Genomic DNA, 15,801 nt, shown 5'->3' with positions numbered 1-15,801 from the left:
AGGTAATCAAACTTTAACAGGAATTAAAACATTTAACATAACAAATAATCCAGTAACTTTTGCAACTAATGAAAGTTTTCCTGATGGAAATATGCTTATTGATTTTAATGTTTGGAGGGGGTTTGACATCCGCCGGATAGGAGATAATCCAATTACGGCTTTAGTACTAAATAGTAGAGTTGGAGCAAATAGCTGGGCGTTTTCTCATCAAGGGAATTATTCTATAGAATTAGAAGCAGATGCTAATCCTAGAGTATTTATATATCATGGTATTAATTTTCATCAAAGCGATGTTTGGCGAACTGCTCCTAGCGATAGATATTCAATACAATTATATAACGGGCAGACATATTTTATAAAGAGCTCAACTCTTTCATCATCTGGAGTACATACTAGATTTAGAGTAGAACACACAAACGTATCTTTGATTAACGATAGTGGAGATTATGTTAAAGGTTCTTCGTATATTAGACTTAAAACAGTTTGTGCTCAGAGTATTAATGGCTTAAATTTACTTAAAAAATTAAATGTAATTGAATTTCAATATAATGAGTTGGCAGCCATGGATTTTCTACACAATAAACAAAAATAGGTTTAATCGCACAAGAGGTTCAACAGTCTTATCCTGATGCAGTTTAATTGGTTAAAAATGACCACACATATAGCCCTGAAGTTGACGACAAAAACATAGATTATCTGACGATTCTTTATGAAACATTAGTTCCTTTATTAGTGGCAGGGATTCAATAATTATCCCCAAAATTAGAGGCACTAAGTAAATCAACAGCATCTACAAATGTTAATATCAGTAATTTACCGACAAGCCCTACAGGTTTAAGTGTAGGTGATTTATGGTGTGACACGGATAACGATAATGTAATCAAGCAGGTGAGATAATGTCTAACAAATATGATATATCTGAAACTAATTGGTTTTTAGCTTACAACCAATACTTTATCAAAGAGGATGATACCCCACACGGAAGTAAACAATTGCCAGATATATCAGGTAGTAAATTTGTGAGGATATTATTTGATGCAGACCAGGTTTCTATTTATTTGAAAATGGCAGGATGGTTAAAATTTTACACATACAATGATGTGAAGCAGAATATGATGGTTAAACGTGAAACTATTTGGCTAAATGAATATCAAATAATTGAATCACCACCATATAGTAATTTTTACTCAATATTTGAACCCTGGGAGAGGATTAAATGGTTTACCCTTTATTTTTGGAGATTAATGCAATGAGTATAATAATACTAGAGGTTCTGTTATTGATCACTGTTATTGTTTATTTGGGCATTGATTCATTGATAGGCAATAAAATAATTGAGTCTAAACTAGATTTAAACAATAAAAAGTTAGACATATTATTTGAGTTTTTGAAAAATTAGTTAGTTCAGATAGTTGGTAAAAAACAGTTAGAAGATAAAAAGCAATCACCCCATCTCCCAATCAACAGAGATGATATTGATGATGATGGTTGGCGTAAACCCTAACACCTAACAGCTAACACCTAACAGCTACCCCAATAACTTAAATGGTCCCCTATGGTTTCTGACTATGGGGGTGTCTATTTATTTTTTGGCTAACGGACTGTTGCAACGGACTGTTAAAAATTTATATGAATGCTTACCCTATCATGTCCAGATAATACCCAGAACTACTTTACCCCTAACAGATAGCTTTACCTACAACCTACGGCTAAGATTTTGGCTTAGGGTGTTTATTAGGGGTACTGGGTTTTGAACGAAATGAATACCCCTATAAATTGGAGACTTGCTGAGGATTATGTAGGTATCAGCGAGAGATGACGAAACAAGTCACCAGTTGAAAAGTTGTTTGGGGGTATCGCTTCAGTATGTCATAGCCAGGTTAGTCGTGATTATGCGATCGCGTTTTGTTGGTAGTGGGTTCTAAATGCTCAGAGAAATTTCCCCAATATTCAAACCCCCAATAATCTGACTACCCCTATGGGTGTATTGACTCCCCTAGTGGGTTCCCTATGGGTTTTGAAATTTGAGCCATACCCTCCCCCTAACCGAAACAAGCACTATTGGGGAAACGAACGATGTGATAGCAGTCAATGGTGACGTAGGAACCGGTAGGCTTGCTATTGACTGCTATCACGAGAGAGTTACCCTATCTGTGTTTGGTTAGGGGGTGATATGGATATTTGACAGATTGATTAAGTTGTGCTTGTTGACTGAGTAATCATCCTATTGACAGAATTATTTTCCTATGCTAGGACTAGATTGTGAGTAATATCTGAGTAATTAGGTACGACTATCGGGTTGAGTGTTTCCCGGCTATCGCCGTTAGGATAAGGGTTTAAAGGCAACGGGACTGGCCGGACTCGAACCGGCGACCTAGCGCTTCAGATTTGTGTGAGTTTCCCCACTCTCTGGACTATCCCTTCACCATAAGCACTCATAGAATGCTCTTAGGTGGTGGCCGTTATGTTCAAGAAGTCGTTTAATCCAACTCCCAAAACCAGTCTCTGCACCTTCTCCAACCGTAGGGGTTAGAGCTTGGCTCAAGATTACCTTATTCATGGTTCACATAAACTTAGGCTTCCTTGAGTTTGACCACATTCACACAAGGGGTTTCCCCACATGGTGCCCGATTCTTCAGGAGGCGCTTGCTCTATCCATCTGAGCCACAGCCCCAGTCATTTACTCTATGGTAACAGATTCTCGTGCTTATATGTTGATTTTTTAGACAATTTTAAAAAATTTGCCCGCCAAGTTAGCCCCAAGGGGTTGACAAAAGCCGGGGATTTCTGGTATGATATTGACATACTCTTAAATAATTTGATATTTGCCAAAACAAAAAAGCTGTCAATATTCCCATTATTTTACAATAGTAGCATGAGTCAAGCAAAAAAGCTACCCCCTCCCCAAAAAAATGATTTTTTTTAACATTGCTTAATTTTTTGTTACAAAACTTAACATAACTATCAATGAACCCAGGTTTCATCCCAGGGACCGCCTCCAGTTTCCAGACCACAGAGGGAACTATGGGCTTCCAGAATTAAGCGTCGCTGTTGTCGGAGTTGTAGGGTTACTTCACCTTTCATAGTATCGCGACAGCAGAATTGCAAGCCATGATGAGTAGGGGCGCGTAGAGGAGTACCGGGGTAGGTAGTGGTAGCCTGGAGGGAAACTTGAAACTGTCCGTTGTCAGCTTGAATGTGCCAATCTCCCCAGGGTGCAATTTGCCAGTGAACTTGAGCATTCCAGGGGACAAACTCATAAAATTGACCGCGATAGTGAATACCGACCATAGCGACGGACTCGATCCACCACAATACCGATCGCTTTCCGCCGCCTGCTGTGAGAGCCAAATCAGGAATATGGTCAAAACAGTTGCAGTTAACCCAAAACCACTTTCGAGGAAATGCGCCGCCCCAGTTTTTCTCACCGTAAGCGGGGGCGTTAGTAAACTGATAGAGTGTGCCATTCCAGTCAATCGAGCCCGTAGCCCAACCGTGAGCCATTAATATTTGCCATCCCGGTTCAAAAATAGGCAGAAATGATAGCCAGCCGGCGGTTGACTGTTGTTTTCCCCACCCATAAACGGGAGTGATAGTATATTCCCAACTACAGTTACGGGTTCCATCTTTAAGGCTACCTTGATGGTGGGTATCAGTTCCCTGATATCCTTGATGAATATGGCGATCGAATAGTTGAGAGTCGAGATATCCAGGGGCAGATTTTAGGTCAGTGTCTCCCCAATGACCTAGGGCTAGGGTGTCGGTAGATGCCCAGAATTTATTGACATCAGGGAAAGTCCGACAGAGGTACTGGTCATCTGGTCCTAAAATTTGGGCGGCACCGCCACTGTGAGGTTGTCCGCCGCTGGGGTCTTCAATGGAGTACATGAAGGCGAAGGTTTGACGGGGTTCGGGGAGAGTGACACGATAATACCAGCCCTCAAAAAAACGGCGATCGCCGCCTTCCCAGTGATAACCATTGTGGGGGGTAGATAGAGTAATGGGTTTGAAATCAAACATGGCAATCATGAAAACTCCTGTCTGGAGATTAGCGTTGGTGGCGGCTATGCACCGAAACCGTAGCCTTTCCTATTCCCGTTATTTACAGTTAGCGACGGTTCGCCTGGACGGACGACCGGCTAATCGGACGGTAGTATTTAGGGGGTTTATGACTAAGGGCGATCGCCTGAAATTTGTGACAGACCAACGTAGCCAAAAGGTGATAGAAATTGCCCAAAATCCTTGGGGTGAGGCTTGCTGGTATTTTCCCAAAACCAGGGAACAGTTCCGTATCTCTGGTCAGTTAACCATAGTAGAGTATACAGAGCATCTATGTTATCAGAGTTGGCAAGAGTTATCAGAGGCAGCCAAAAGTCAATTTTTCTGGCCAGACCCTGGTGAAAAGCGATCGCCAAACGCTAATTTTGACCCTCCCGACCCCATTTCCCAACAGCCACCCCCCAACTTTTCAGTTTTGCTGCTAACACCGGAGCGGGTGGATCATTTACAATTGCGTGGTGAGCCCCAGAATCGGACCATTTATGAGATTCAAGGTCATGGCACGAGTAAGGGGAGGGCGGTCAATCCTTAAATACCAGAACCGTCTAAAAATTCTTGGATGGCTCTATTTTTAATCCGACAGCTTAGGTTATTACCTTCTTGGGTAGTTAAGGTTTGATATTGTCCTTTAGAGGTTGAGGAACCTGCTGCTACAGGGATTTGTTCAACCATGAGTACCCTTTCCTGCTGTAAGGATTCCATTTGCTGTTCGAGGGTTTCAATGCGATCTAGCAGAGTCCGAATCACTACGGCTTCCGAGTCAGGTAAACTACCATGTTCAAGGGGGTTAACTTTGACACCGGAGCGGTAAAGAATGCGACCGGGAACCCCTACTACTGTGCAGTTAGAGGGAACATCGCGCAAGACTACGGAACCCGCACCAATGCGGACATTATTACCAATTTGGAGATTACCGAGAACTTTGGCTCCGGCTCCGACGACTACATTTTCCCCTAGGGTGGGGTGACGTTTACCGCTTTCTTTACCTGTACCGCCGAGGGTTACGCCTTGGTAAATTAAGCAGAAGTCTCCGACAATGGCTGTTTCTCCAATGACTACACCCATACCATGATCTATGAACACGCCTTGACCTATGGTAGCCCCGGGGTGGATTTCAATGCCGGTAATAAATCGGGACAGGTGAGATATCAGACGGGGAATTAGGGGTAAACCGATACAGTACAACCAGTGAGCGAGACGGTGAAATAGCAACGCTTGCAGACCGGGGTAGCAGAACATGACTTCTAGCCAGTTCCGAGCGGCGGGGTCGCGATCGAAGATAATGCGAAAGTCGGCTCGAAGGGTCTTTAGCACAATCAATAACCAGTTTCTGTTAAACAAATTACTTATCTATGTTAACGGATCGGGAACTAATACAAAAGTGCAAATATCAGGATATGCTCAATTTTACCAGGGCTTTATAATTTCACTGAGGGACAGAGGCAGTAGTATAGGTTCATTATTGCCTCAAAAGCCCAATGGTCGGGGGATACATCAGAAAAGGGAATTGGTAATAGGTCAAAGTTTTTGCTAGAACAAGCGTTCCTTAATGTCGCTTGGTCAATTTGGGCGATCGCTTTTGGTTGGTTCACTACAACGGGATTAACTGGACTGAGGGACTCACGGCTGTTGTCGGTGGTTTCGGTGGTTTGGGCGGAAACGGGGGCGATCGCAGTTATTATCAATAAGCTGAGGGGGATTAGCTCTTGTGCTTTCATCTGAAAATTTAAGCTGTCAGTTATGGGGCTATCTTCTCAAGTATAGCTGTTTTGATTCGGTTTATGGGGTGGTGAGTCTGCTTTCTGGTATGTTTAAGGATATGGTAGCTATAGCCGCCTGCATAGAAGAGGTTGACTAATAGGATTAGAGTTTGACCTAGGGGCGATCGCACTTGGGAAAATACTGTATAGCTTGCCCATAATACTAACAGCAATTCTATCAGGGACACTAGGGAGCCATAATGTCGGGGATCCCAGTAAGAAATAGGACTGATAAAACGGTAGTTACTGAAGGGGAAAAAATGGCGATGGGCATCATCGTTATGGACTGGCAAATCTAATAAGTTATGCCCAATTAGACTTAGGCAAAAAACTTGAGGTATATAACCTCCGACTTTAAAGGCGATCGCCAATCCTAAAATCCCCAGCGGTATAGAATGGAAAATGGCAACAATTTTGCTTATAGCTGGTGAGTGATAAGCCTCCGACCAGATTTGAGATTCTGGCATTTTGGCGATAAATTTTGCACAACCGTAGAATATAAAGATGGGAATATCTGGTAAAATACCTCCTAAAACAATGAATAAATTAGCATCGGGGTGGCTGGAATTTGCCAATAAAGCCAGATTTATAATTCCGTGACTGGGGGTATTCATAACCAAAATTAATTTGAGGTAATCAGAGTCAGGCGACCATTTTGAACATAATCAAAAATGCGATTAATTTGATGGCGTTCTAAATCAGTAATCTGAGTATCGGACAATATGAGTGACATTAATCCCAGATATTGCACATAGGTCAGTTTCCCGGAAGTTAAGATTTGATTAATTAGTTGAGTAGGGGTTGTGGTTGAGTTTTGCTGATTATTCCAAGGCATAGTTTGGGCTGATTTACGGTTTCATTAGGAATGGATAATCATCTAGTATGGCATGATCAATCCTACCCTAGGGGCGGGTTATCCTGTCAATCATTAATTCCCGCGATGTTTGTGGGTAAGGTTGGGGGAGGAAATAAGTATAATTAACTATTGATCTTGGGTATGAGGTATCAAACCCATAATTGAGAATGAAGTTTGAGTTTTGTAAAGTTATGTTAAGGTGTGTTGCAATACGTCACAAGTCTGAACAGAAACCTCCCCCTAGGCTGAAAGTTCGTGTTAGGATTTTGGCTTAGTAACTGACGAGATAAATTTTTGGGAGAAGACCTTTGACTCTACGGGTTGCTGTTGTCGGATCTGGTCCTGCGGGTTCATCCGCAGCCGAAACGCTAGTAAAAGCTGGAATTGAAACCTATTTATTCGAGCGCAAACTGGATAACGCCAAACCCTGTGGTGGTGCTATTCCTCTGTGTATGGTAAGTGAATTCGACCTGCCACCCGAAATCATTGATCGGCGGGTTAGAAAAATGAAAATGATTTCCCCCTCTAACCGTGAGGTGGATATCAATTTAGAAAATGAAAACGAATATATCGGAATGTGTCGTCGGGAGGTCCTCGACGGTTTCATGCGTGACCGTGCCGCGTCCTTGGGTGCTAACCTAATCAACGGTACTGTTCACAAGTTAGAAATCCCCGCCAGCAGTGGCGAACCTTACACGATCCACTACAATGACCATTCTAGTGGTGATGCGGTAGGAACTGCCAAAACCCTGAAAGTAGATCTCGTCATTGGTGCTGATGGGGCTAACTCCCGTGTAGCGAAGGCTATTGACGCTGGGGATTATAATTATGCGATCGCCTTCCAAGAGCGGATTCGCATCCCGGCTGATAAAATGGCTTATTACGAAGATCGGGCGGAAATGTATGTAGGGAATGATGTTTCCCCGGACTTTTACGCCTGGGTGTTCCCGAAATATGATCACGTGGCGGTGGGAACCGGAACCATGAAGGTTAACCAAGCGATGATCAAAAAGCTGCAAGCCGGAATCCGCGCCCGTGCAGCCCATCGGATTGAAGGTGGTAAAATCATTAAAGTAGAAGCTCACCCGATTCCAGAACATCCCCGTCCCCGTCGGGTTGTGGGTAGGGTAGCCCTAGTGGGAGATGCAGCCGGAACGGTAACTAAGTCTTCTGGTGAAGGTATCTACTTTGCGGCTAAGTCTGGTCGTATGTGTGCTGAAACGATTGTGGAAACTTCCAACGCGGGTCAGCGTATCCCCACTGAAGATGATTTGAAACTGTATCTGAAACGCTGGGATAAACAGTATGGCATGACCTACTTAGTGCTGGATGTCCTGCAACGGGTATTCTACCGTTCTGATGCAAGTCGGGAAGCGTTTGTAGAAATGTGTTCTGATCTCGATGTACAACGGATGACGTTTGACAGCTATCTGTATAAGACAGTTGTTCCGGCTAACCCGTTAGTACAAATGAAGATCACAGCCAAAACTCTGGGTAGTCTGCTACGGGGTCACGCCCTAGCGCCCTAGTTTAACCAGAAAGTTAGCGCCCCGCTCTCAAGAGACGGGGCTCTCTTTTAGTTAAATAACTGACCGCCTATGGTGTTGTAAGTAAGGGCGGGTTATAAAGATTCTGGACTTATATCAAAGGCGATCGCAGAACCCGCCCCTACATATTACATATCTGACCGCCTATGGTGTTGTAAGTAAGGGCGGGTTATAAAGATTCTGGATTTATATAAAGGCGATCGCAGAATCCGGCCCCTAGGGCGGGTTATAAAGATTCTGGACTTATATCAAAGGCGATCGCAGAACCCGCCCCTACATATTACATATCTGACCGCCTATGGTGTTGTAAGTAAGGGCGGGTTATAAAGATTTTGGACTTATATCAAAGGCGATCGCAGAATCCGGCCCCTAGGGCGGGTTATAAAGATTCTGGACTTATATCAAAGGCGATCGCAGAACCGGCCCCTAGGGCGGGTTATAAGGATTCTGGACTTATATCAAAGGCGATCGCAGAACCGGCCCCTAGGGCGGGTTATAAGGATTCTGGACTTATATCAAAGGCGATCGCAGAACCGGCCCCTAGGGCGGGTTATAAGGATTCTGGACTTATATCAAAGGCGATCGCAGAACCGGCCCCTAGGGCGGGTTATAAAGATTCTGGAGTTATATAAAGGCGATCGCAGAATCCGGCCCCTAGGGCGGGTTATAAAGATTCTGGACTTATATCAAAGGCGATCGCAGAACCCGCCCCTAGGGCGGGTTATAAGGATTCTGGACTTATATCAAAGGCGATCGCAGAATCCGGCCCCTAGGGCGGGTTATAAAGATTCTGGACTTATATCAAAGGCGATCGCAGAACCCGCCCCTACATATTACATATCTGACCGCCTATGGTGTTGTAAGGGCGGGTTATAAAGATTCTGGACTTATATAAAGGCGATCGCAGAATCCGGCCCCTAGGGCGGGTTATAAAGATTCTGGACTTATATCAAAGGCGATCGCAGAATCCGGCCCCTAGGGCGGGTTATAAAGATTCTGGACTTATATCAAAGGCGATCGCAGAACCCGCCCCTACATATTACATATCTGACCGCCTATGGTGTTGTAAGTAAGGGCGGGTTATAAAGATTTTGGACTTATATCAAAGGCGATCGCAGAATCCGGCCCCTAGGGCGGGTTATAAAGATTCTGGACTTATATCAAAGGCGATCGCAGAACCGGCCCCCTAGGGCGGGTTATAAAGATTCTGGACTTATATCAAAGGCGATCGCAGAATCCGGCCCCTAGGGCGGGTTATAAAGATTCTGGACTTATATCAAAGGCGATCGCAGAATCCGGCCCCTAGGGCGGGTTATAAAGATTCTGGACTTATATCAAAGGCGATCGCAGAACCGGCCCCCTAGGGCGGGTTATAAAGATTCTGGACTTATATCAAAGGCGATCGCAGAACCCGCCCCTACATATTACATATCTGACCGCCTATGGTGTTGTAAGGGCGGGTTATAAAGATTCTGGACTTATATCAAAGGCGATCGCAGAACCGGCCCCTAGGGCGGGTTATAAGGATTCTGGAGTTATATAAAGGCGATCGCAGAACCCGCCCCTACAAGGTTATTGGTGAAAAATCAATGAAATCTAACAGGTGATGAGCTAATTGTAATTTAGTGCATCCGCTGATATTCTGTTTTTTGCCGTGGCGATCGAGTAAGATGGCTTGGTTGGTGTCGCTACCAAAACCGGCTCCAGGTTGGTCAATGGGGTTAGCAACGATCGCATCTAAGTTTTTGCGCTGCAATTTTTCCCAAGCCGGGGCTAAAATATCTCCTGTTTGCGCCGCAAAGCCAACTAAATGCTGGTCGGGGCGTTTTTTTTGTGCCAATTGAGCGACAATATCGGGTACTGTTTCCAAGTCTAGTTGTTGAGGAAGCGATCGCTTAGGTAACTTTTCCGGGTGATAAGCGGTAGGTCGGACATCAGCCACCGCCGCCGCCATAATGGTCAGGTTGGCGGCGGGAAATAATGATAACATTGCGTCAGACATTTGCTGGGCGGTAGTAACACTAACTAACGTCACCTCTGATAGAGTCTCCACCATCTCCACATTCATGGGACCATGTACCATTGTCACCCGTGCGCCTCGGTGGACTGCGGCTTGAGCGATCGCTATTCCCATTTTACCAGTAGCAGGATTACCAATAAACCGCACCGGGTCGAAATGTTCGCGAGTTCCCCCGGCGGAAATTAGCACCTGTTTATTAGCGAGATCTCGATCGCCTTGGGTATGCAGTAGGGAATAAATATGAGCTAATATTTGTTGAGGTTCTGCCATACGTCCGGCTGCTAAAACCTCAACTGATTGGCTGTCGGTATTATTGGGGATATCGCAGGCGAGAATACCAGGAATGGGAGTAATGCTGTGAAAGCGACTATCTGTTAAAAGTAGTTGCCAATTTCGCGCCACCGCTGGCTGTTTCCACATTTCCCGGTTCATAGCTGGAAGCAATAAGATCGGACAGGTGGAAGCCAAAACCGTATTAGTGAGCAAGTTATCCGCCATTCCGGTGGCTAGTTTACTGAGGGTATTGGCGGTTAGGGGTGCAATGACGAAAATATCAGCCCATTGTGCTAACTGAATATGAAGGGGGCGACCGTGGGTAGGCTGCCAAAAGTCGCGATCGGTATAACTGCGATCGCGCGATAAGGTAGCTAAAGTTAGGGGGGTAATAAATTGTTGAGCCGAGTCGGTGACGATAGTACGGACTTCAGCCCCCGATTTTGCCAAAGTGGAAACCACCTCACAAATTTTGTAGGCGGCTATTCCACCAGTTACCCCAATTAAAATACGTCGCCGGTCGGACATAAAAGCTAATGGCTGTGTTAGTGATATTTAGTACGCGCAGAAACCGGGTTTCTGGGAAAATCGGTTAGTTAGAAACCCGGCTATAATACTGCCACCCTGGCGCGCATTGTGGTTTTGGCCTATGCTAGAATTTTTTAGGCTTCGTCATAGGCTTCTAAATCCAATAAGTGAATATAAGGTTCAACCAATTCTGGACGCTGGAAAGCGATCGCTCTGAGTAAATGCCAATCCTGCAATCCCTCAAATGCGTTGCTATAATTATCCACTTCCAAGCGGGAAGCTAACTGAGCCACATCATCTGCTGTCAATGCGGAAATCTTGGGTGAAGATTGAGTCAACATTTCCATCTTGCAATACCTCCAGTTCAGTTGCATTTCCCGTGAGCCTTGGGGTTAAGTATGTCCCCCCTCTTTTATCTTAAAGGGTTAATGGTTATTAGGCAGGGTTTTGATCACAAAACTTTGTATTAACCCCAAAATATCGGGACAAATCTCGTGACCCATGTTGTACTCATGATATTCCACCGTTGCCCCTAATTTCTGGAAACTGTCCCGCGCCTGGTGAGCAGCTCCGAGGGGGACGACCATATCTTGTTTACCATGAGCCATTAAAATCGGCGGTAGAGGGGTCTGTTGGGGTTCTGGTTTAAAGTGTAAGTAGCCACTGAGTACAATCAGACCTGCAAAACCCATTGTCCGTCCGACATCAAAAGTCATGGCTCCCCCCTGGGAAAAACCCCCTAAAATCGTGCGTTGTGGCGGTATTCCAGTGGTTTTGGCGATCGAGTGTAACCAATCAATTAGTTTTTCCCGGCTTTCCTCAATTCCATCATATTCCTGAGTTTCTAAAGCGTACCAAGCGCGACCCCCCGGAACTTGTGGGTGAGGAAAGGGAGCTTCTGGGAACTCAAACCAATAATCGGGTAATTTCAACATGGGAGCCAAAAAGGTCAGATCCTCACAATTCGCACCCCAACCATGCAGGAATATGATTAAACCTTCGGGATTTTCCGGGTTTTCTGGTTTGACTGTATATGAGTGTAACGACATATTTGATTCTGACCTGTTGGTTTACTTATCGATATCCTACATTACTTATAAAAAACACTCAAGCCATTGGGATATTTATCAGTTCAATAATATCTGATATATCTAGGTATTTTCATAAATAGCTGGGCGGGATCTATAGTCTACATAAATTGACAATTCACCCATAATGTGCTAGTTTAACAAGCAGTCCTAAATTACTGATAAACATAGTGGCAGTTTAACCAGGTAATGCCAAAACATGGCATTGGTTGCTCAGTTGCTAATCATTGATTATCTCTACGATCATGATAATTATACACCTATCTTAGTTGTAAATATGTCGAATCCAAAAGTTATTACCACCGCCAAAGTTGAGTCTGTAGAAAATCAGATTAGGGAAAATCAAAAGAGGATTGACTACAATACCCTTGAATATCCGATTGAGGTTTTAGTGGATAAATATTTAACTGGAATTGATGAAAACACCAACGAAATATTTATACCTGACTACCAAAGAGAAATGGCTTGGGATGAGGCGCATCAGTCAAAATTTATTGAATCGGTTTTTCTCGGTCTTCCAATTCCCTATATTTTCATTGCTGATGTTTCCCAAGAAGAAGATGATCAAAATGACTCACGGTTAGAAATTATAGATGGAACCCAGAGAATACGAACCTTAGCTAGATTTATAAATAATCAACTCCAATTGTGTGAACTCAAAAAGTTAACGGAATTAAACGGGTTTCATTTTCAAGATTTGTCGAAATCTCGTCAGCGACGATTTCTTAGAAATACTATTCGATTAATTAAATTAACTGAAGATGCTGATGAAGAAGTCCGCCGAGATTTGTTTGAACGGATTAACTCAGGAAGCATTGAGCTTAACCAAATGGAGAAACGAAGAGGAAGTCAGCCAGGATTATTTTTAGATTTGATAGAACAGTTATCAAAGGAACCAAAATTTATCAGCTTATGTGCTTTTTCAGAAACAGCTATCAAACAACGTGATCCTCAAGAGTATGTTTTGAGGTTCTTTGCTTTTTTAGAAAAATATCAATCTTTTTCGGGAAATATTCATGATTTTTTAGATAACTACTTAAAAGATAAAAATGAACAATTAAAGAAACATAACAACCCACAATCAGAATTAGAGCATCTGCGCCATGAATTTATGTCAATGCTATCGGTAATAGAAACATACTTTCCTGATGGTTTGCGAACAGGTAAACATAAAATTAGACCTATAACTCGCATCAAATTTGAGTCTATATGTGTAGGCGTGGCTTTGGCTTTGCGTGAGCAAAAAGATTTAGTGCCCAGGTCTACAGACTTTTTAGAATCACCAGATTTTAAGAAATTGACTAGCAGTGATGCTAGTAGTTCTGGTAATAAGGTTATCGGTCGAATTGATTATGTTCGTAACCAGGTGTTGGGTTAATCTATGGATAGTACATTATGGGAATATTTTAATAAACAGTCTGTAGAAGTTAGTCAATACTTTATGTTTCTTAAACGACTGGAACAAAAAACAATGATAATAGATAATTATCAACTTTATGTTGGTGATATAAATGCGGATCAAAGAATTGATAAAAATGACCAGATTTATTTCAATACTGATATCGAAAAAACTCTGAAAGCTAATGGTTTTTTATTGCTATATAATTTGGTGGAGGGGACTATGAGGAGGGCGATTGAATATATATTTGATTACCTGGATAGTCATCAAGTTGATTTTGATGTTTTGAGACGAGAACTGAAAATAGTGGTATTAAAGAATATCAAAAAGCGATCGCCTGAAAAAATTATAGATAAAATTGATAAAATATCTCTGGATATTATCATTGAAACTTGGGATAATGATGATATTTTTTCAGGAAATATAGACGCTAAAAAAAATCAAAAATGTAGCCAAAACTTATGGTTTTTCTAGTAAAACATCTCCTCAAAAAACCCAAAATGGTGAGAATTTATTATTAATAAAAAATCATAGAAATGATTTGGCACATGGTTTAAAGTCCTTTAATGATATTGGTAAAGATACCACAGATATAGAACTTTTTGAAATCAAAAATAGAGTGATAATTTATCTACGAGAAATTATCATAAATATCGAAACTTATTTAGCCAATCAAGAGTATTTAAGAAACCCCGTAAATTCACCCTAGGGTAAAATATGCTGCTATACTGTGTAAGATTTGACATCAGAGGAAGGGAATATGCTTTCTGATATTATTACGCAAAATCGCTTAGATCTGGGTCTGGGGACTTCTGGTAACGATGTGATCATTATCTCGGAACTACCACCAGAACAACTTACTCGTTTTAGCTCTTCTCCTCTGACGGAGGCGATCGCTCTTTTGGAGGGTGATGATTATATAATTAATGATGACCCCCAGGGACGAATTTTGTTAGGAAACCAGGGGAATGATACTCTCATTGGTCATTCTGGTAATGACACTATCTATGGTGGTGAGGGTAATGATTTGATTATTGGTGGTTCTGGAAATAACATTTTATCAGGCGATCGCGGTTTAGATACCCTCACAGGTGGAGATGGAATTAATGAATTTATCCTATCCCAGTCAAGTGAGGATCAGGATCTAATTACCGACTTTAAACCAGGTATTGATAAATTGCGCTTGTTTAGGGGAGCCACCTTTTCTGATTTAGATATTCAACAATCAGATTTATCCACCGTAATTGAGTTTAATGGTGAAACCTTAGCCACCCTCAATAATGTCTCCGCTAATTCTTTGACAATTGATGACTTTATCGAGGCTCTCAACTTCGAGGAAATCTATATTTTTGGGGATAGCCTATCCGATACCGGGAACGCTTTTATCGCTTCGGAAGGACAAGTTTTGGCGGGATTGCCCTACTTTGAAGGTCGCGCCTCTAATGGTTTATTATGGGTAGATTATTTAGGAGAAAAACTCAGTTTAAACCCTGCCAAATTTATCGAAGAATCACCGTCAGAGGATGGGATGAACTGGGCGTTTTTTGGAGCCAATACTAGCGATTTAAATACCACCGCACCGGGATTATTCCCCGGATTACAAACTCAATTACAGGCTTTCATAGCTCCTTTGTTAGCATCGGGTCAAACAGCCAATCCTAATGCCTTATATACCCTGTGGGCGGGTGCTAATGATTACTTAGCCGGACGACAAACTGATGTGACTATTCCGGTGAATAATTTAACTGAAGCTGTGACTTCTCTGTATCAGTTTGGGGCGCGGGATTTTCTGATGTTAAACTTACCGCAATTGGGAGAATTACCAGTAGCGAGATTTAACCCCCTAGACCCCGTTGATCCATTCAACTCTTTTAATGCTGAGGAATTGAACCGCCTAAGTAGGGAACATAATCAAGGTTTACGGGAAGCTGTAGACCAATTAAATCAGAACCTACTTGGTGCTAATGTGACTTTATTTGATGTGGGTGGTTTATTTGAGGATGCGATCGCCAATCCTGAACAATTTGGATTAACTAACGTCACCGACAGTAGTATATCATTTGTATCAGGAACCATTGTCGATAATCCAGAGCAGTATTTATTCTGGGATATCCTACACCCCACCACCACCACCCATCAAATTATCGCCAGTGATGTCTATGAGCAACTGCTAATAGATTATCAGTAGATTGCCAAAAAACTAGAGTCCGGTGGGTTATATTTGAAGGTAAGAGGGGAAATATTATAGCTAATACTGTGATATCCTCCTCA

18 protein-coding genes are annotated in these 15,801 nt (G+C 42.7%); 10 read left to right on the top strand and 8 right to left on the bottom strand.

All coding sequences use genetic code 11. From position 1 onward, the window contains the following. Positions 1-91: 91 nt before the first annotated feature. The 3 genes from N39L_RS12120 to N39L_RS12110 all read left to right on the top strand — a co-directional run bounded on the left by N39L_RS12120 (position 92) and on the right by N39L_RS12110 (position 1,253). Complete coding sequence (locus tag N39L_RS12120) at positions 92-592, top strand: hypothetical protein (protein ID WP_014275060.1); 501 nt, start codon at positions 92-94, stop codon at positions 590-592. Then, positions 589-639, top strand: a complete 51-nt coding sequence (locus tag N39L_RS12115; RefSeq protein WP_434057615.1) for a hypothetical protein — start codon at positions 589-591, stop codon at positions 637-639. Before N39L_RS12120 ends, N39L_RS12115 begins: the two co-directional genes overlap by 4 nt. A gap of 257 nt (positions 640-896) precedes the next feature. Further along, positions 897-1,253, top strand: a complete 357-nt coding sequence (locus N39L_RS12110; protein ID WP_006615909.1) for a hypothetical protein — start codon at positions 897-899, stop codon at positions 1,251-1,253. Between the two features lie 1,711 nt (positions 1,254-2,964). Here the strand turns inward: N39L_RS12110 and N39L_RS12105 are convergent. After that, positions 2,965-4,029, bottom strand: a complete 1,065-nt coding sequence (locus N39L_RS12105; protein WP_006616677.1) for a tocopherol cyclase family protein — start codon at positions 4,027-4,029, stop codon at positions 2,965-2,967. Here N39L_RS12105 and N39L_RS12100 point away from each other — a divergent pair. Next, the gene (locus N39L_RS12100) at positions 4,028-4,591 is read left to right on the top strand and encodes an Npun_F5749 family FMN-dependent PPOX-type flavoprotein (RefSeq protein ID WP_006616676.1); all 564 of its coding nucleotides are present in this window, start codon (positions 4,028-4,030) and stop codon (positions 4,589-4,591) included. The genes N39L_RS12105 and N39L_RS12100 overlap by 2 nt on opposite strands. Here N39L_RS12100 and cysE read toward each other — a convergent pair. The 4 genes from cysE to N39L_RS12080 all read right to left on the bottom strand — a co-directional run bounded on the left by cysE (position 4,588) and on the right by N39L_RS12080 (position 6,654). Further along, positions 4,588-5,373, bottom strand: a complete 786-nt coding sequence (gene cysE, locus N39L_RS12095) for a serine O-acetyltransferase (protein ID WP_006616675.1) — start codon at positions 5,371-5,373, stop codon at positions 4,588-4,590. The genes N39L_RS12100 and cysE overlap by 4 nt on opposite strands. Before the next feature lie 104 nt (positions 5,374-5,477). Further along, entirely contained in the window at positions 5,478-5,777 is a 300-nt protein-coding gene (locus tag N39L_RS12090; RefSeq protein WP_006616674.1) for a hypothetical protein, read from the bottom strand. 20 nt (positions 5,778-5,797) lie between these two features. Next, positions 5,798-6,433 carry a hypothetical protein gene (locus N39L_RS12085; protein ID WP_006616673.1) on the bottom strand — a complete coding sequence of 212 codons (636 nt, stop codon included), beginning with the start codon at positions 6,431-6,433 and terminating at the stop codon, positions 5,798-5,800. Between the two features lie 8 nt (positions 6,434-6,441). Continuing rightward, the gene (locus N39L_RS12080) at positions 6,442-6,654 is read right to left on the bottom strand and encodes a hypothetical protein (protein ID WP_006616672.1); all 213 of its coding nucleotides are present in this window, start codon (positions 6,652-6,654) and stop codon (positions 6,442-6,444) included. 329 nt (positions 6,655-6,983) lie between these two features. Between N39L_RS12080 and chlP the strand changes: the two genes are divergently transcribed. Together chlP and N39L_RS12070 are read left to right on the top strand one after the other, a co-directional pair. Next, positions 6,984-8,204, top strand: coding sequence for a geranylgeranyl reductase (gene chlP / locus N39L_RS12075; protein WP_006616671.1), 1,221 nt, complete (start codon positions 6,984-6,986; stop codon positions 8,202-8,204). A 350-nt stretch (positions 8,205-8,554) separates the two neighbouring features. Continuing rightward, a complete protein-coding gene (locus N39L_RS12070; protein ID WP_014275346.1) occupies positions 8,555-8,854 on the top strand; it encodes a hypothetical protein in 300 nt (99 codons plus the stop codon). A gap of 932 nt (positions 8,855-9,786) precedes the next feature. Here N39L_RS12070 and coaBC read toward each other — a convergent pair. The 3 genes from coaBC to N39L_RS12055 all read right to left on the bottom strand — a co-directional run bounded on the left by coaBC (position 9,787) and on the right by N39L_RS12055 (position 12,092). Next, on the bottom strand, positions 9,787-11,043 hold the full coding sequence (gene coaBC / locus N39L_RS12065) for a bifunctional phosphopantothenoylcysteine decarboxylase/phosphopantothenate--cysteine ligase CoaBC (RefSeq protein WP_014275345.1): 1,257 nt from the start codon (positions 11,041-11,043) through the stop codon (positions 9,787-9,789). A 134-nt stretch (positions 11,044-11,177) separates the two neighbouring features. Then, positions 11,178-11,390 carry a protein IsiD gene (isiD, locus tag N39L_RS12060; RefSeq protein ID WP_006617626.1) on the bottom strand — a complete coding sequence of 71 codons (213 nt, stop codon included), beginning with the start codon at positions 11,388-11,390 and terminating at the stop codon, positions 11,178-11,180. Between the two features lie 78 nt (positions 11,391-11,468). Then, complete coding sequence (locus N39L_RS12055) at positions 11,469-12,092, bottom strand: alpha/beta hydrolase (RefSeq protein ID WP_006617627.1); 624 nt, start codon at positions 12,090-12,092, stop codon at positions 11,469-11,471. 316 nt (positions 12,093-12,408) lie between these two features. On the opposite strand from N39L_RS12055, the gene N39L_RS12050 reads away from it, so the two are divergent. From N39L_RS12050 to N39L_RS12035, 4 genes are read left to right on the top strand one after another with little or no spacing between them, the layout of a single operon-like run. Further along, complete coding sequence (locus N39L_RS12050; protein ID WP_231852158.1) at positions 12,409-13,509, top strand: DUF262 domain-containing protein; 1,101 nt, start codon at positions 12,409-12,411, stop codon at positions 13,507-13,509. 3 nt (positions 13,510-13,512) lie between these two features. Continuing rightward, positions 13,513-14,004, top strand: a complete 492-nt coding sequence (locus N39L_RS12045) for an MAE_28990/MAE_18760 family HEPN-like nuclease (protein ID WP_014275344.1) — start codon at positions 13,513-13,515, stop codon at positions 14,002-14,004. Next, positions 13,970-14,239: an MAE_28990/MAE_18760 family HEPN-like nuclease gene (locus N39L_RS12040; protein ID WP_231852328.1), complete on the top strand. Its 270-nt coding sequence runs from the start codon at positions 13,970-13,972 to the stop codon at positions 14,237-14,239. The genes N39L_RS12045 and N39L_RS12040 overlap by 35 nt, the downstream gene beginning before the upstream one ends. 51 nt (positions 14,240-14,290) lie before the next feature. Next, the gene (locus N39L_RS12035) at positions 14,291-15,718 is read left to right on the top strand and encodes an SGNH/GDSL hydrolase family protein (protein ID WP_006617629.1); all 1,428 of its coding nucleotides are present in this window, start codon (positions 14,291-14,293) and stop codon (positions 15,716-15,718) included. Positions 15,719-15,801 lie beyond the last annotated feature (83 nt).

This window comes from Limnospira platensis NIES-39 (genome assembly GCF_026000695.1).
GTDB classification, from domain to species: domain Bacteria; phylum Cyanobacteriota; class Cyanobacteriia; order Cyanobacteriales; family Microcoleaceae; genus Limnospira; species Limnospira platensis.
Note: the sequence above shows the minus strand (reverse complement) of the source record. Positions and strands in the feature narration are given on the sequence as shown.

Coding starts and splice junctions, on each gene's coding strand:
- N39L_RS12120 (WP_014275060.1), top strand. CDS start 92: ATGCTTATTGATTTTAATGTTTGGAGGGGGTTTGACATCCGCCGGATA.
- N39L_RS12110 (WP_006615909.1), top strand. CDS start 897: ATGTCTAACAAATATGATATATCTGAAACTAATTGGTTTTTAGCTTAC.
- N39L_RS12100 (WP_006616676.1), top strand. CDS start 4,028: ATGAAAACTCCTGTCTGGAGATTAGCGTTGGTGGCGGCTATGCACCGA.
- N39L_RS12105 (WP_006616677.1), bottom strand. CDS start 4,029: ATGATTGCCATGTTTGATTTCAAACCCATTACTCTATCTACCCCCCAC.
- N39L_RS12090 (WP_006616674.1), bottom strand. CDS start 5,777: ATGAAAGCACAAGAGCTAATCCCCCTCAGCTTATTGATAATAACTGCG.
- N39L_RS12085 (WP_006616673.1), bottom strand. CDS start 6,433: ATGAATACCCCCAGTCACGGAATTATAAATCTGGCTTTATTGGCAAAT.
- N39L_RS12080 (WP_006616672.1), bottom strand. CDS start 6,654: ATGCCTTGGAATAATCAGCAAAACTCAACCACAACCCCTACTCAACTA.
- coaBC (WP_014275345.1), bottom strand. CDS start 11,043: ATGTCCGACCGGCGACGTATTTTAATTGGGGTAACTGGTGGAATAGCC.
- isiD (WP_006617626.1), bottom strand. CDS start 11,390: ATGGAAATGTTGACTCAATCTTCACCCAAGATTTCCGCATTGACAGCA.
- N39L_RS12055 (WP_006617627.1), bottom strand. CDS start 12,092: ATGTCGTTACACTCATATACAGTCAAACCAGAAAACCCGGAAAATCCC.
- N39L_RS12050 (WP_231852158.1), top strand. CDS start 12,409: ATGTCGAATCCAAAAGTTATTACCACCGCCAAAGTTGAGTCTGTAGAA.
- N39L_RS12045 (WP_014275344.1), top strand. CDS start 13,513: ATGGATAGTACATTATGGGAATATTTTAATAAACAGTCTGTAGAAGTT.
- N39L_RS12035 (WP_006617629.1), top strand. CDS start 14,291: ATGCTTTCTGATATTATTACGCAAAATCGCTTAGATCTGGGTCTGGGG.